Origin of the sequence: Chloracidobacterium sp. (assembly GCA_016711345.1) — a bacterium.
In the GTDB taxonomy this organism is placed as follows: domain Bacteria; phylum Acidobacteriota; class Blastocatellia; order Pyrinomonadales; family Pyrinomonadaceae; genus OLB17.
Genome location: JADJTD010000001.1, coordinates 3726487 through 3743727 on the forward strand (window position 1 = coordinate 3726487; position 17241 = coordinate 3743727).

Below are 17241 nucleotides of genomic sequence, written 5' to 3' on the forward strand. Positions count from 1 at the left end.
TCCAGACAGCTATTTTGGCGTCATCACGACGATCTCGGTCGCAGCTTTTTCAACCGCTGATTTGGTGAATGGAAAGATCGCCGGGTTGCCTGTTCGCCATAATTCGAATTGGTCTTTGAAGTGGGGTGATCTTGGGTTGCCGCTTTGGCCCATTGGGATCACGTGGCGGGTTGCGTCCCAGTTGCCGGGGCTGGTGATTAGTCGCATTGAGACGCCGGAACCGACGTTCGGCGTATTATTGCTGCCCGAAATGCCGACATTGGGCGTTGAAAACTGCCCGCCAATGAGCGGAACCGCAGCAAGCGGATGCGGAAATCGCGAAGTGAACGATTTGCCCCAAACCCAGCCAGACGGATCGCTACCGTATGTTTTCGAGGCCGCGAGATCGCTGCGAACAATTCCATCACAAGCCTTGTAAAACTCTCCATAGTTTTTAAATCCCGCCGGAAGCCAACGCGGAAGCTTTTCACGAATGGCCAGATCGAAAACACGCGGGCGAATTAAAAACGCAGGTACCGGTTTGTTGTCTTCAGCCATTTTATTGACGACACAGGTGTTGATCTCATTTGCGAGAACTGCGCCGCGGCTGTCAGGAGTCATCTTGCCGTCCCAGTCTTTCAAAACTGAAAGAGATTCAGCAGAGATCGTACCTTCGGCGACCAGAGTCTTTGCAAAAGCAGCGAGCGGCCAGTTGTAAACGTCATGCTGAATGTCGCGCGAATCGTCCATCGTGACCTTTTTGTTCTTAGAAAGAAGGTCGTATATCCGGCGTGCACGCGCCGAGCCGTAAACGCGAGTCATCTGCGGATATTTGTAATCCGTGCCGGCTATTCGCTGGTTCGCAGTGACTATAAAACCGTCGGGCGGATTGTAAAGGTGCGGCAATTCTTCAAACGGAATGTTGCCCAGCCAATCTCCATCCGTCGTCGAACCGTCATAGGGTAAAGAGCCGTCACCGGTCTTGCGGATCGGGATCCGGCCGGCAGCGTACCAGCCAATATTGCCCTTGATATCAGCGTAAACAAAGTTCTGTGTTGGGCCGGTGTATGCCTTCAGAGCGTTCTTGAAAGTCGGCCAGTCTTTGGCACGGTTGATAAGGAAGAACGCGTCGATGCCCATGTTCATCGGGTCGCGAGCAGTCCATTTTAGAGCGTATTTTTTGCCGGTCTCTTCCGTTATGACAACGCCGTTGCGTGTTTCCATCACTTCGATCGTCTGCTCACTGGTGTCGGTCTTTAACGGATTCGTGCGAACTTTTATTGTTTCCTTTCGAAGGACCGGTTTAGCCCAGCCGGTAGGCGTTTTGTATTCGCCGGCGGCATTGAACGTCTCAGCGTAGAGGTCCTGAACGTCAGGCCCGACGTTGGTCATTCCCCAAGCGATCGATTCATTATGTCCGATCGCAACACCCGGAAGCCCAGGAACCGTCACACCAGCAACATGCATTGTCGGCGTCCTGAGATCGACAAGGTGCCATATGCCGGGCGTCGTCGGCGACAAATGCGGATCGCTTGCCAGCATCGCCTTGCCGTCGGCGGTTCGCTTTCCTGAGATGACCCAGTTGTTCGAGGCAGCGAGTTCTTCGGCATACAGCCCGACCGTTGTAAGCGAACTCTCACGCAGCACAGCGTCTCTTTCCGCCATCGCAAGAGCATCTGCCGCCGGCTCGATTCCTAATCCCGATACCGCTGCCGATTGTTTGGAGTCTTTGCCGAACAACACCACATCGTAAGGCGTGACCGGATCGGTTAGGTCGGCGTACTTCTGTTTGTCAATTCCACTGAGAGAAGCCTTGATCAGATCTAATCTCCAAGTCGAACTAAGTGCATCGGCCAGGATCGCTCCGATAATAAGCGTATCCGAAGCCAGCCAAGGCGTCGGTTTGTACTGCAAGATAGTAAATTCGGGCGGCGTGGTCTTTTCGTCAAGCGTCGCGATGTAAGCGTTGACGCCGCGAGCGTAGCTGTCGAGCAATGCACGCGACTCGGGCTTTACCGATTCCAGACTCTTTTCGACAATGCCCGAAAAACCAAACCGCCGCCATCGTTTATCTTCTTCAAGCCGAACCTCACCAAAGACCTCCGCCAATTGCCCTCTCGCCAGTCGTCGCATCACGTCCATCTGCCACAGACGGGCGCTTGCGGTCACATAACCTTGAGCAAAATAAAGATCGGCATCTGATTTTGCTTCGATATAGGGGATTCCGCGATCATCACGCCGGATCGCCACTTCGGACTTCAATCCGTCCACAGATATCTTGGTCGGCGGAACCAGCGCGGATCCGGAAAAACAAAGGAACATAACAATAGCTAACGACTTTAGAATGATGATTTTCATAATGAAATTAATGTAAGAAATCACACAAGTAATCTACGTCTCAATTAACGTTGGTCTGTTGATTCGCCTTCGCCCTTAAGTTAAACTTTTTCTGGTTCCTAATCAAATTCTTTTGGAGATACAGAATGAATTCGCTCAAATTGGTCATCTTAATTTCGGTATTTTCCGCTTTCGTATTTTCTTGCGCACAACCTCCGACAACGTCTAATGTCAATAATACAAATGTCAGCCGCACGGTTGAAAATGTACCTGTTTCCACCAATAGCACGACTAGTGTGGCTAATAATTTGCGCGCAGGTAGATCTGCGGCGGTTACAGACACGGCGGTTGATGACAAGCCGGTCGACCTTTATGCACAGAACTGCATGATCTGTCACAAAGACTCAGGCAAGGGCGGCAAGATGACGTTAGAAGGCAAGACGATCAGTCCTGATGATCTAACCTCCGCGAAGATCAAAGCTAAGTCTGACGACAAGCTGTTGGCAGAGATCAAACAAGGCGTGCCTGACGAAGGAATGCCTGCATTTAAGGGCAAGCTTTCTGACGAAGAGATCAAGTCGATCATTCAAAAGATACGAAAGTTCTAATTGTTGCCGCCAATGTGATGTAATTTGCAATTGCATGAGTCAGAACCTAGAATCTTCTTTTGCATGCACCCGTAGCTCAGCTGGATAGAGTATCTGACTTCGAATCAGAGGGTCGCAAGTTCGAATCTTGCCGGGTGTACCAATAAAAATGGGCGTGAGATGAATTCACGCCCTCTTTTGTTTCTTCAAACTCACCCTTTTACTCACCTTTTGGATAAATATCGCAACGTCTTCACAAACGGATTCGAGACGTTAAATTCCTTTGATATTGATACTGTGTGTATAAATACTTTTGATTAGCGCACATTCTGTCGTGAATTCACCTTGCTCTAATCCACCACCGCACACTTCCCTAAGGTTAGAATTACAGGGACAATATTGACTTCATCAAAGCGAGCTGTAAAACTTTGTAAATCCTAGTTGTAGGGCCATGCCGATTCAAAAGGTACCCACACGTCAAGTAACCGATAGAGCGATCTCAGATATGCCGATTGACAAGCGTGGATTCGCGATTGCGGAGAAGCAGGTTTACAAGGAAGAATGGGAAGAAAAAAACAGCGAAACTGTCAGGCCGAAAGGTCTTGAAGAATTGGACTTTTGAGGCCAAAATGTCTGTAAGTTGTTGATTTTAATGAGTGTAACTGTTACACTTTTGAGGTTTTGAGGAGAGTAAAATGTTCATACAATTCCGCTCTCCAGGATGTGACATTGCGAAGACTATCGACGTACCTGAAAGACACCATGCAGTAGATATCTCGCTTTGGCTGGACCGTCATTTCTCCGCTAATTCTTCGCCTTTTCAGTTATCTACAATCTCGATCAGACCATCAACGACCGATACTAGCGTGTCGCCTTCGTTGAACATAATCCGTTCAAACGAAAGCGGTGAAACCGCACCAGCCCAACCGACCGACGTAAATTTGAGATTGAAAAGCACGCCGTCCTCGTCTATTGGATAGGCCCCGTAAACAACAACTTGCAATAGGCCTGGTTCAGAGGAGTTCGTCACAACCGAAAGCCCTCGGCTGACAGTTCCCAAAACATGAACAGGCTCAGCCAGAGGCTGCATCACCGTAGGATCATATCGAAGGTCGAATTCATATGAGATCACGCTCTTATCCGCAATCCCCAGAACACTCACCGGCACCATGATATCTTTATCAACAGCAGTGAGCGTCGGCAATCCAACTGTAATACCTCTTTCCGGTCCGCTGCTTTTTGCTTCCGCCTTCGGCCTACTGACCGCCGGCCTCGCTCCTGAATTGCTCCAGTTGCCCGTAACTTCGCCCATCAGCAATGCGGAATAATCCTCTCCCGCGATGCTGCTTGCGACCGATGCGTAGTTTCTGTTTACTGGCGTAAATCTCCATATCGCTGTGGACCCGATCCCCGGAGCTGCGTATGGAGGCCCGGCGGCGAATTTCGCGATCATTGCCGCATCGAACGACGTAACGGAAGTATTGCCGCTCACATCGGCGACAATTAGCTGATTTCCGGTCAACTGCGGATTGGGCGGACCGGCAACGTGCTGTGAGATCCTTGCCGCATCGAAAGAACTTACTGAGCCGTTCACGCCGCCCGTTTTTGTCGGAGTAACAGTATAGGAACCCGCACCAAACCCCATCAACGTGTACTGCCCCGCAATTGCCCCGGGAGCGGCCGTCGTTGTAGAAACATTTGAAGCACCCGCACCGTTTATCAATACATTCGAAACAAACCGCGTCGCCGCTGGAATGGCGTTGCCATACGTTACAGTTCCGCTGATCGATGGCGTTCCGGCAACAGTCGGAGTCGGAGTCGCTGTATTTGTAGCGGTATTAGTTGCCGTATTTGTCGGTGTGAATATACTCGTCGAGGTCGGCGTCGGAGAGTCGTCGCTAAATATTGTCAAGACTGCTACAGCCGGTGTTCCCAGAGCCCCGACAGGTGACGACAATGCAAGATTTATTGTTTCACTGCCCTTGAACAGGCTATCGTTACAAAGCGTTACATTAAAAGTCTTGCTTGTTTCAACTGCGTTAAAGGTCAACGTTCCCGAGAGGTTCACATAATCGACACCGCCGCCGCAGCTTGCTCCGCCGGTCGCAGTGCCATTGCTCGTGGCATATTGCACAGTATCAACACCTTCGCTACCATTGATGCGGTTGACGGTTATAGTTGCAGAAACGGCATTTTCAAACGTGGAATATGCATCCGAGCTGAACTGAATAATGGGCTGAACCTCATACGCTCCGATGTCGGCTCCGTTGCCGCCAGAGGCGTTTACTATCGATGGATCATCAACAAAACGTGTCTGCTGACGCTGGTCTTCCGTTAATGCGCCGCTTGCTCCCTGATCTATTGCAGGGCTGCCGGGCAGCAGAGCGTGTGTAAAAGTTACTCCTCCATTATTCTGCAATGGGCCGATGTTCGGGTCTTGTCCGGTTATATTGCCCGTCGATGTTCCGGTGATAGTTAAGTTAGTTGGATCCTCGATCAAATTATGCCCTTGCGAATTGAACGTTCCTATGCCGTTCGGTCCAGCGGAGACAGCAGTATTGTTGGCGATGATTACCCCACTAATGCTCACGGTGTCTAAAGCATTTACACCGCCGCCGGTGTTTCCCGCTGCATTATTGACGATAGTTGAATAGTTAACGGTTACTGCTCCGCCGGTCCTGTCGAGTAACCCGCCGCCATCTCTGCCAGCTGTGTTGCCGCTGATGGTGCTGTTCGTCAATGTCATCGCGCCGTCCATAAAAATTCCGCCGCCATTGCCCGCACCTGACGCGGAACCGAGCGCCTGATTGCCGCTGATCGTCGAATTAGAGATCGTTGAAGTCGTGCCGCTTCCGGCATAAACCCCGCCGCCGTCACCCACCGAGTTGAGGTCCGTGTTGGCAGTGTTGTTTGAGATGGTGCTGTTTGTTAAGTTTAGTGAGCTGCCGCTTCCGATCATGTAAATACCTGCGGCAACGCCGAACGAAGTATTATTGGTGACGGTTGATGAAGTGAGAGTGAGGCTGCCTGTACCCGCGCTCCGAATGCCGCCGCCGAGCCCATCAACGCCTGTTGCAGAATTGCCGCTGATCACCGAGTTTGTAATATTTGCCGTAGTCTGAAAAAGACTGAGGCCTCCGCCGCCGACAATACTTGGGCCGACAACGCTATTATTCGAGAAGGTCGAGCCGGTGATGGCGGCTGTTCCGATTGATGTAAAAAGGCCGCCGCCTGCACGGGCAGCCGTGTTGCCCGTTATTGTCGAATTACTGATAGTCACCGTGAGATCGCTATGAACGCCGCCGCCTTGATTGGTGCTGGTGTTGTTTGAGATCGTGGAGTCCGCAATGGTCAAGCTGCCGCTGGTTCCTCCTGTATAGACGCCGCCTCCAAACGCAGCCGTGTTTCCGGTCACAACGACATTTCTCAATATTAAAGATGCAGCATTTCGAACTGCACCGCCCACAAGATTTGCAAATCCCGTGTGGGTGCCATTTCCGCCGGTCAGGGTCATTCCGCCGATCGTTATCACGGCAACTCCTCCGCTGTTATTTATCGTAAAAATGCCCATCGCATTGTTACCGCTGATGGTCAAAAGATTCGCTCCCGGCCCGTAAATAGTCAAAGCACCGCTGTTGTTCACGATCGAAATCGTCGCCGAAGTCAATGTGATGGTCTGCGGAGAATTAAACGACGAATCGAATACGATCGAATTGGGGCCTGCCAATACGTTCGCGTTTATGATCGCCTGCCGCAAACTGCCCGGGCCGCTGTCATTAGTGTTAGTGACAGTAAATGTAGGAAGCGGAGTACCGGTCGGCGTACTTGTAGGCGTTGCCGTTGCCGTATTTGTCGGCGTGCTCGTCGCTGTCGCCGTAGATGTCGGCGTCGAGGTATGTGTCGAAGTCGGAGTTGAGACTGGGCCGCCTTCCCCGGATACGACGAATTCTGAAACTCCAATGATTCCTCTCCAGGTAACGTTTACGCTTGTGCTTCCCGCAGAAACGAACTTCCATGCACCAGCGTCATCAACATTAACGATACCGTTGTTACCGGAAACTATGGCGGCTTCAGGCCTCGCCAGAAACCTCTGAATAGTCATCGGAGGATTGCCGGGAGTGGTATCTTCATAGGTTGCCCAGAGTCTGGGCTCGATCCCTCCGCCGGCATTATAGCTGCCGGCTACGGGCTTAACGGATATTGACGACAGCTGATACAGGCCGGGATCTGGTTCGATAGTGTGTACCAATATCGGTTGAGCCATGATGACATTTCCGTTGGTCATCGTCCCAGTCGCAAACAATAGAAAATCACCTACAGCATCGGGTTGTATGTTCACCTGAATTTGCGATGGATTGCCGGCGACGGGGAGTAACTCCACTCCGTTGGTGCTTATCCCGCCTGGCCCGTATCGCTCAACTGTCCAGAAAGGCGCGATCGCAAGCGTACTGCCCGCCGGAGGAGCGAATTGGAAGATCTTCGTAATGACCGAACCGCTATTCCTTACAGAGGAGCGCGTTCCGAGCAGCTCTATGGTGTTTGCCAATCCCGGCGTTACGTACTCCGCTGCCTCTTCAATATCGTCAAACACCGATTGAGGCAGCGGCGCCGCCAATCTGAATGAGCCAAAGACACGGTCACCCGCCGGGACTGTATTCTCCTGGTCGAGTGCTTTGATCACATGGATCGCGACATCTGCTGCCTGTACCTGGCCAACATCGCCGCCAAACAGGTCAGTGCCATTGATGGAAACAAAAGCATGAGAGATCAGAAAATTGTTTGGCATCGCATATGAATTCGCTGGAGGCAATTGACCGGCTTCGGGCGATGTGGCGATCATACTATCCGAGTCCACGACACCGTCCGACCCTCTCGGCAAAACTGCGGCACCGTTAATATTGTTCAGACCCAGACCGTAATCCGAAAGGCTGAACGCCTTCGAATCCGGTGACTCGCCAAAATTGACCGTTGTCTTGACAAGATGGAACTTCGCTGACTGGTCCGGGTACCACGGAGAGCTCGGAGATGGAGCATTGATCGTCGCGATCTGTCCTCCGGCTGGATCGAACTTGTTCTGTGCCGTGCCGTTAGATATCAAAAGCTGTGATACGAGCGGAGCGAGAAACGGCTCGGCGAGCCGCCAAATCGAGCTTTCAATGCCTCCATGTAGCGCACGAGCCTCGTTCCGTTGTGCGGCGAACCGATCGTGACGACGCGATGAAAGCGACCGCGATTGAAGTTGTCTGGATTTCTAAAAGGCTGCGGAAGAAACTGGCTCGAATTTTGTGAGCATAATAGACGCGACAAAATGCCTCCCTGGCTGTGAGCAACTACATCGTGCCGGGTCATTGCCCATTCCGACCTTATGGACTGGCGCATCTCGGCGATCTCGCCTTCGAGCATCGGCACCAACTGTCCGAACGTGAGCACCGTGTTCTGTTTCTCAGTGTCTCCGGCGCTTGCCGGTTCCTGTCCGTATCTAATGGTTCGAATGAAGTCCTCTTCGCCGTCTTCAAATCTGGGCCTTGATGTAGCAAGCACACCGGCAAAGGCATCGCCCCAGGTTCCGTCCGTGTTATAGCCATGAACTAAAGCGATCGGTGGTTTGCGTATGTAGAACGTCTTTGAGCCGAGTTCTTCGCTCGTCCCTTGTGAGCGAAGACTTAGTTTGACCTCGATCTCATTTTCACCGCTATCGAATTGCAATTCGTCTGAGCCGATAGGCCCGAGATAAGCAAAATGTTTGTTCTCGCTTTTTGTAAAGGTGAATTGCGGCACGGTGTCCCAACCGTTCAAACCAAGATAACGCATCCGGTCTTCCAGGACATCGCCGTCGATCGTTCCGCCGCCCATGACCTCGATCTCGACCTCAGCCGCAACACTCGTTCCCGCTATGTCCTCCTCCGGGATCTCAAGATCGAACAAAAGCGGCGTCACTCCGTCCGCCACAAGCCCTTTCTCGACTATCGGTGCCAATTCCAACTCCACTCGGCTTGTATTGAATTCAAGCGGAGCATCTATATTTACTAACCCCTGATCGATACTCGCCTGAGTCAGCGATGCCGTACTCGGCCGCCTCATCTTGACCTCACCCGACGCACCGAGATCGTAGAAATATATTGCTCCGCGTTCGTTTGGCCCGGTTGGCTCCGGGTTATTATTAAGCAGCCATCTCCCATCCATAAAAATCTGGGTGGCGGCTCCTGGGGAGTTAGGAGGGGCCGGTATAACCTGCGTGGGTGTCCAATTCGTAGGGCCGCGAGTGTGAATATGCGTTGTCCCATTTACCTGCGGTATGCCGATCTTATCGCCGGCAAGTTTCATTAATACTCCCCCGCCGGTCACGAGACTTTGAAAGAAGGTCCAGTCGTTTCCCGTGCGCTGATAAACGCCGGGCGGTTGGACATTACATTGGGGCGAAGAACAACTTAGCACTGCCGTGTCCCCGTCAAGATCAATAAAGCTGACTTCATTGAATCCGTTATTGAGGGGAAACATTCTTTCTTGCAGGACGAAGGAACTGCCATTATCAACAAAAAAATAGACGCTATAGTCAAGATTAGGTGGCCAAGGTCTCGCGACGATCATGGCAGTGTTCCCTGAAATGCTTGTTTGGTAGCCAAAGCCGTACTCAGTAGTCGGCGATAATCCGGTCAGCGTTTGTGTTAAACCCCACTCAGAACCATTTCGCCGGTAAACATCGACTGCGCCTGTATAACGCTCATTATTGATCAGTGCGCCGGGTTTCGAGATCAATATCACACTGTCGCTCATGTCAAGAAGGAATGGTGATTCGTTTGCCGGGATAGTGTCTTCGATGGACCATGTTGAACCGGTTCGGAGGTATATGACCAGACCCGCAAACGAGTCTCCAACCTTGGATATCGCTATCCGGTTGCCAGATATTTTGGCCACAATATACCCACTTTCCGAACCAGGGAAAGGAACGAGCGTTTGCTGGATCGACCACTCATCGCCGTTCCATACGACCACATCAAAACTGCCGCCAATGTTCTGGCTGCCAAGAATAGCGGTGTTGCCTGAAACATCGAAACAAAAGTAGTCCGATGTCCCGCCCGGATTGGCTATCCGCTGGCGAAATACATAGTCACCGGCTAATGGGGCGGCTGTTTCCGTACCCTTAACTGGCTGTGCTGCCGCTTTCGTATAAAGTGCGAGGGAAGATATCCCGAGAGCAATGATCGCAGCAAATACTGTGAGCATGAGCCATCTCGTTCTAAGAAAAAAATACTTTTTTGCACTATTACCGTCGCCGATTCGGTTGTTCATAATGTCTCCGTCTGGAAAATCGCAGAATTCATAAATCAATGCGTAAAAAAACGGTAAAGTAGGACAAAAAACAGGGAATTGGCCGAAGAATCACGCAACATTAGCCTGTGTTTTACTTTGGGCAATGAACAAGAACAAGGAAGAATGGGAAGAGAAAAACAGCGAAACTGTCAGGCCAAAAGGTCTCGAAGAACTGGACTTTTGAGGTCCAAAAGTCTGTAAGTTGTTGATTTTATTGAGTGTAATAATTACACTTTGGAGTTTTCGAGGAGAGTAAAATGTTCATACAATTTCGTTGTCCAGGATGCGACATCGCACGGACTATCGACGTACCTAAAAGGCATCATGCGGTAGATATCTCACTTAGGTCGAATCGCGTGGTTCGCCTCTAATTCTTTTCCTTTTCAGTTACTTACTATCTCGACCGAACCATCAGCCACCGTTACTAGCGTGTCGCCCTCGTTGAACGTTATTCGCTCAAACGAGATCGGCGAAACCGTCTCTCAAATGGACATCGACAAGCGAGGATTTGCCATTGCAGAGAAGGAAATTTACAAGGAAGAATGGGAAGAGAAAAACAGCGAAACTGTCAGGGCAAAAGGTCTTGAAGAATTGGACTTTTGAGGCCAAAATGTCTGTAAGTTGTTGATTTTAATGAGTGTAACTGTTACACTTTTGAGTTTTCGAGGAGAGTAAAATGTTCATACAATTCCGCTGTCAAGGATGTGATATAGCGAAGACTATCGACGTTCCAGAAAGACACCATGCGGTAGATATCGGCCTTTGGCTGAACCGTGTCGTTTCGCCTCTAATTCTTCTCCTTTTTAATTCCCCACAATCTCGACCAGACCATTAGCCACTGACACTTGCGTGTCGCCCTCGTTGAACATGATCCGCTCGAACGAGATCGGCGAAACCGAACCAACAACTCCAACAGAAGAAAACCTAAGATTCAAAAGCACACCATTCTCATCTATCGGATACGCCCCGTAAATAACTACTCGCAAAAGTCCAGGTTTGGTCGCATTTGTCACAACCGAAAGCCCGCGACTTACGGTTCCCGAAACATCGACTGGTTCAACAAGCGGCTGCATCACCGAAGGATCATACCTTAGATCAAACTCATACGAGATCACGCCTTTGTTAGCAATACCCTCAACATTAACCGGCACAACGATCTCTTTGTCAGTCGAAGCAACAACCGACGGCAATTCGACAGCCACGCTCCCCTCGCCACCTTGAGCCGGACGCGGAAGAGCAGCATTCCAGTTGCCGGTTACCTCGCCAAACAGAATGCCGACATAATCCTGGCCCGTGATGCTCTCTGTGACCAAAGGATATGATGTTTCTTCCGGATACTCACCGGCCGGGAAAGTGGATGGCCCCGGAGCCACAAAGAATTGCCATGTCCCGGACAGATTCGGCGGGGTAGATGGAAGCCCGACAACGAACTGGGCGATCTTTGCGGCATCTGTTGAAGAGATAACGCCGTTGCCGCTGACATCTGCTATGTTCCTTACCGGAGTAGGAAGCAGGCTGATCCCCGAAACGTGTTGTGCAACTCTCGCCGCGTCGTTTGAGGATATGCCGTTATGTGTTAATGGCCTCGACAGCGACACTGAGTAAACATCGTCGCTGAATCCGGTTAGCGAGTATTGGCCGGAGGCATCGGTCGTCGTGGACACAAAGGGCAATCCGTCCCCGGTTACCGCTGCGTTCGAGACAAACTTCGGCGGTGATAATTCGTTGCCGTAAGTAACCGTTCCCGATATGGTCGGGTCCTCCGTCGGTGTAGGCGACGCCGTTGGACTACTCCCCCTCGCTGAGCGTGCCGCACAGGAGCCGGTGTAACGGGCAAGAGAGAATTCAAAGATCGAGCCGTTGTCCGAGCTATTTCCGGCCGCAACTATGTTTCCGTCAGCCTGGATCGCCATTGACCAGGCGGCATCTTGTTTGGTCAAGATCGGCGTCGTGACGATGCCTGTGCCGAGGATGCCGAATGTGGTATCGAGCAAGCCGTTGTCCAAGTAGCGGACAAGAGCAAAATCCGTGGCCGAGCCGGTATTGGCACTTCCCGCCGCGACTATCTTTCCGTCAGGCTGTATCGCAACGGACTTGGCCACATCGTATCCAGCGGAGATCTGCGTCGTGACCATGCCGTCAGTGTCAAATGTGTTATCGAGCGCACCGCTGTCCAGGTAGCGGGCAAGAGCGAAATTCGGTTTCGAGCCCGTCTTGCTATATCCGGCCACGAGTGTCTTCCAGCTGTTCGGGCCGACCTGTTGTACGGCAACTGAGCTGGCGAAATCATCTTGACCCGAGATGAATCCGGTCGTGACTATTCCGCCTCCGAATGAGGCATCGAGCGTGCCGCTGTCGTTGTAGCGGACAAGAGCGAAATCATAGTTCGAGCCGTTATTGCTATGCCCGGCCGCGACTATCTTATAGCCGCCCATGCCAAGGCCGTCCGGGTATACGGCAACTGCGAGGGCAGAATCGTGCCCATTCCCGATCGGGGTCGTGACCTTGCCGGTGCCGTTAAATGACGGATCGAGCGTGCCGTCGTCTAGGTAGCGGACAACTGTGAAACTCGAACCAGAATGTCCTTGACCTTTGCTCCATCCGGCCACGACTGTCTTATAGCCGCCAACGCCGTCCGAGTGTATGGCAACTGCCTTGCCCTTATCATTTTTGGTCAGGATATTGGTTATAACCTTGCCGGTGCCGTTAAATGAGCCATCGAGCGAGCCGGTCGAGAGGTATCGAGCAACGGAGAAAGCAACGTACCCACCGCTCTTACTATCTCCCGCAACGACGATCTTTCCGTCAGGCCGAATGGCAACTGAGCGGCCGTAGTCATTTTGGAGCGGCGAAACATCGGTCGTGACTGTACCAGTGCTATTGCCGCCGAATTGGAGATCAAGCGAGCCAGCCGTGTCGTAGCGGGCAAGAGCGAAGTCATAGTTCGAGCCGACCTTGGAATATCCGGCGGCGACTATCATCCCGTCGTTTGGCTGTATGGCAACTGCGTGGGCATGATCGGTGCCGGTCAGCGAAACATCGGTCGTGACCAACCCGTCGATGTCAAATGTCGGATCGAGGATTCCCTTGCATGCTGGAGTAGGTGTCGGCGTATTTGTTGGGGTAGCAGTGGCAGTGGCCGTTGCGGTGTTCGTCAGCGTTGGAGTTGGAGTTGGTGTGCACACCAGCGTGATCGTATCGATCCCGAAGTCGTTTCCGGCACCAGTAGCCTCCAGGTTCCACAAACTCAGATCCACCGGTGTCCCGCTTCCGTCCGAAGTCCATTGGAAGGAGAATTGCTGCCATTTGTGAGCCGGGTTCCCGGAGCCGAAAAATCCAAGAGCCGACACAGCCGGTGCAATAGCGACACCATTGATGCGCGGTTCAATTTGAGCAGGGTTGCCGGGGGTTCGATTCGTCAAGTAGAATGAAAAAACATAACTGGTATTCGGGATCACCGGCACGGGCGAGACCGTCCCCCAAACCTTACCGGCATAAGAGGGTGCGGCAAGATCAGCCACCGTCTGATGATACAGGAAACGACCTGTCCCGCTTTGATCGTGGAGTATGACGTCGAAGTTCGACAAGATGAATGCATTCTGATGAATGTTGCCATTGATATCACCGCCGACGGAACCTCCGGAAATGGTTTTGGTGTAGGGCGCGTCGCCTGTATAGGCGACCTCATAGTTAGGCGGAACAGCCCCGTCGAAATTCTCGATAACCTGCGCACATGAAGGTGTTGGCGTATTCGTTGCGCTAGCAGTTGCCGTGTTAGTCGGTGTATTTGTCGCAGTATTTGTCGCAGTATTTGTCGGAGTATTCGTAGCCGTATTTGTCGAAGTTGGGGTTGTCGCCACGCAAGAGCCCAAACGGATCGAAACGGTGTTTGAGTCTGGGTTGGTCACAGCCAGATCCTGCTTGCCGTCACTATTGAAATCTCCGATCGCGACTGAATTGGGCCCAGAACCCACGCTTACACTAGTTGAGCTGCTGAAACCGCCCAATCCATTTCCCAAACGAATCGAAACTGTGTCTGAGTTAGAGTTGACCGCAGCAAAATCCTGATCGCCGTCTCGATCAAAATCTCCGATTGCAACTGAAACGGGACCAGTGCCCACGCTGATATTAGTTGAGCCGCTAAAGCCACCCAAGCCATTGCCAAGACGGATCGAGACTGTGTTTGAGACATAGTTGGTCACGGCCAGATCCTGTTTGCCGTCCCCATTGAAATCCCCGATCGCGACAAAAATAGGATTTGTGCCCACGGTGACCTCAGTGAAGACGCTAAAGCCACCCGAGCCATTGCCCAGGCGAATCGAAACTGTGGCTGAAAGGTGGTTGACAACAGCCAGATCCTGGTTGCCGTCGGCATTGAAATCACCGATCGCAACTGAAAAGGGATTGGAGCCTACGTTGATATTAGTTGAGCCGCTAAAGCCGCCCAAACCATCTCCCAAGCGGATCGAAACTGTGTTCGAGTCATAGTTGGCTGCAGCCAGATCCTGCCTGCCGTCACCATTGAAATCTCCGATTGCGACTGAACGGGCGTCAGGGCCTACGTTGACATTGGTCGAGCCGCTAAAGCCTCCCAGCCCATCTCCCAGGCGGATCGAGACCGAACTTGCATCAAAGTAGGCAACGACCAAATCCTGCTTGCCGTCCCCATTGAAATCTCCGATTGCGATTGAACGGGCGTCTGAGCCTACACTGACATTGGTTGAGCCGCTAAAGCCCCCCAACCCATTTCCAAGACGAATCGAGACCGTGCTTGAGACAGCGTTGGTAATAGCCAGATCCTGCTCGCCGTCCCCATTGAAATCTCCGATCGCGACTGAGCTAGGCTGAGAGCCCGCGTTTGCATTGGCGGCGTTAGTGAAACCGTCAGTAAAACCTGCCCCGCAAGGGGTACTAATGACCGTCAGCGTAAAGGTCTTGGTCGTCGTCCCTCCAGGACCAAATGCCCTCACCGTCACGGTGTAAGTGCCGGCAGGATGTGCGTCGGTCACCGTTACAATACCTGTCGTCGGGTCGGCAGCAAACGTGCCCTTAAAGTTGGTGTTGGCCGAAACAGTGATACTTGTCACATTGGCCGGTGTCGCCGAAGGTGTGATCGTCGTGTCGCCGCTTAGACTCACTGAGGTGTCCGCATAATCGCCAAGCGTCGGCAAACCAACACCGGCGATGACGTAGGCCGCACCGGAACCGGAGGCTCCCTCGTTGGGCGAGCTGTTCACGCCCGTCGTGCTGCTGTCCTCAAAAAAAGCCCCGGCGACCACAGTGTCGCCCGAGACGGCCACCGAGGTGCCGAACTCGTCACCCGCCTGCGTCGTGCCGACGGCGGCGGGCTTGAGATACGCCTCCTGCGTCCACACGCCGACGCTGCGGGTAAAAACGTAAGCGGAACCGGAATTAGTGGAACTCTCATTTGGAGCGCTGTTCACGCTTGTTGTGCTGCTGTCTTCAAGCCAAGCTCCGACGACTAACGTGTTGTCCGAGGCGGCCACCGAGGTGCCAAAGTTGTCACCCGCCTGCGTAGTGCCGACGGCGGCGGGCTTGAGATCCGCCTCCTGAGTCCACACGCCTGCGTTGCGGGTGAAGACGTAGGCCGAACCGGAGCTCAAGGAACTCTCGTTGGGCGAGCTGTTCACGCCCATCGTGCTGCTGTCTTCAAAGGGAGCCCCGACGACCACCGTGTCGCCTGAGACGGCCACCGAGGTACCGAAATCGTCACCCGACTGCGTGGTGCCGACGGCGGCGGGTTTGAGATAGGCCTCCTGCGTCCACACGCCAGCACTGCGGGTGAAGACGTATGCTGCACCGGCATTGCCCGAGCTCTCGTTTGGCGTGCTGTTGACACCCGTCGTGCTGCTGTTCTCAAAAGTAGCGCCGACGATCACCGTGTCGCCAGAGACAGCCACCGAATCGCCGAAAATGTCATTCGCCTGGGTGGTGCCGACAGCTGCGGGCTTGAGATACGCCTCCTGCGTCCACACGCCGGCACTGCGGGTGAAGATGTAGGACGCACCGGAGGAGAGGGAACTCTCGTCCGGCGAGCTGTTCACGCCTGTCGTGCTGCTGTCCTCCTGCCAAGCCCCGACGACCACCGTGTCGCCCGAAACCGCCACCGACCAGCCGAACTCGTCACCCGCCTGGGTAGTGCCGACGGCGGCGGGCTTGAGATAGGCCTGCTGCGTCCACACGCCTGCGCTTCTCGTAAAGATATAGGCCGCACCGGAATTGCTGGAGCTCTCGTCGGGTGTGCTGTTCACGCCCGTCGTACTGCTGTCCTCGAAACGTGCTCCGACGACCAATGTGTCGCCCGAGACGGCTACCGAATAGCCGAAACCGTCATTAGTCTGTGTCGTGCCAATGGCGGTGGGCTTGAGGTACGCCTGCTGCGTCCAGACACCTGCGGTGCGAGTGAAAACGAAGGCCGCACCGGAATTGCTGGAGCCCTCGTCGGGTGTGCTGTTCACGCCCGTCGTACTGCTGTCCTCACTGGGCGCCCCGACAACCACCGTGTCGCCCGAGATGGCAACCTTGTTGCCAAACTGGTCACTTGCCTGCGTGATGCCGACGGCCTCCGGCTTGAGATAGGCTTCCTGGCCAACGGATCCAATGCTTCTGCTGCGGCCCGCCTCATAAGCCGCTCGTATGCCCTCCCAGTCCGACGACGACAGCCCGTCCGGAACTTGATCGTCCGCGATCTCCTCAGTCGCGGCAGTCTCATGCGCCGCATTGTTCGCCGTGAATAGGCCAAAGCCCGATGCACTCCACCAGTTGGCATTGACAGCAATGGCTGTTAGAACGATAAGGACTGAAGTGATAACGAAAATGCGTGACGACGATGTTTTAGGCATAGACCGGTCTCCTTTTGTGTCTGTCGGAAATACACAATACACGCTCGTGAGAGAACCTGTCGGTCATCTTGAACAGCGAAGAAGATCGGCCTGAGAACGCTTATTAGCCAATGATGTTACACCCGAACCGTATTTTATTCAAGCAAATCTTAGCGCCCCGCTCG

5 protein-coding genes and 1 tRNA gene are annotated in these 17241 nt (G+C 53.0%); 2 read left to right on the forward strand and 4 right to left on the reverse strand.

The genetic code is table 11. From position 1 onward, the window contains the following. Positions 1 to 9: 9 nt before the first annotated feature. Positions 10 to 2337: a penicillin acylase family protein gene (locus IPL32_15825; GenBank protein ID MBK8467287.1), complete on the reverse strand. Its 2328-nt coding sequence runs from the start codon at positions 2335 to 2337 to the stop codon at positions 10 to 12. Between the two features lie 125 nt (positions 2338 to 2462). On the opposite strand from IPL32_15825, the gene IPL32_15830 reads away from it, so the two are divergent. Together IPL32_15830 and IPL32_15835 are read left to right on the forward strand one after the other, a co-directional pair. Then, positions 2463 to 2924 (forward strand): cytochrome c, encoded by a 462-nt coding sequence (locus IPL32_15830; GenBank protein ID MBK8467288.1) that lies wholly within the window; start codon positions 2463 to 2465, stop codon positions 2922 to 2924. A 65-nt stretch (positions 2925 to 2989) separates the two neighbouring features. Beyond that, positions 2990 to 3066, forward strand: a tRNA-Arg gene (locus tag IPL32_15835). A 657-nt stretch (positions 3067 to 3723) separates the two neighbouring features. Here the strand turns inward: IPL32_15835 and IPL32_15840 are convergent. From IPL32_15840 to IPL32_15850, 3 genes are all read right to left on the reverse strand, one after another. Beyond that, complete coding sequence (locus IPL32_15840; GenBank protein MBK8467289.1) at positions 3724 to 8001, reverse strand: hypothetical protein; 4278 nt, start codon at positions 7999 to 8001, stop codon at positions 3724 to 3726. After that, positions 7998 to 10193, reverse strand: coding sequence for a hypothetical protein (locus tag IPL32_15845; GenBank protein MBK8467290.1), 2196 nt, complete (start codon positions 10191 to 10193; stop codon positions 7998 to 8000). The genes IPL32_15840 and IPL32_15845 overlap by 4 nt, the downstream gene beginning before the upstream one ends. A gap of 824 nt (positions 10194 to 11017) precedes the next feature. Continuing rightward, positions 11018 to 17077, reverse strand: coding sequence for a VCBS repeat-containing protein (locus tag IPL32_15850; GenBank protein MBK8467291.1), 6060 nt, complete (start codon positions 17075 to 17077; stop codon positions 11018 to 11020). Positions 17078 to 17241: the final 164 nt, after the last annotated feature.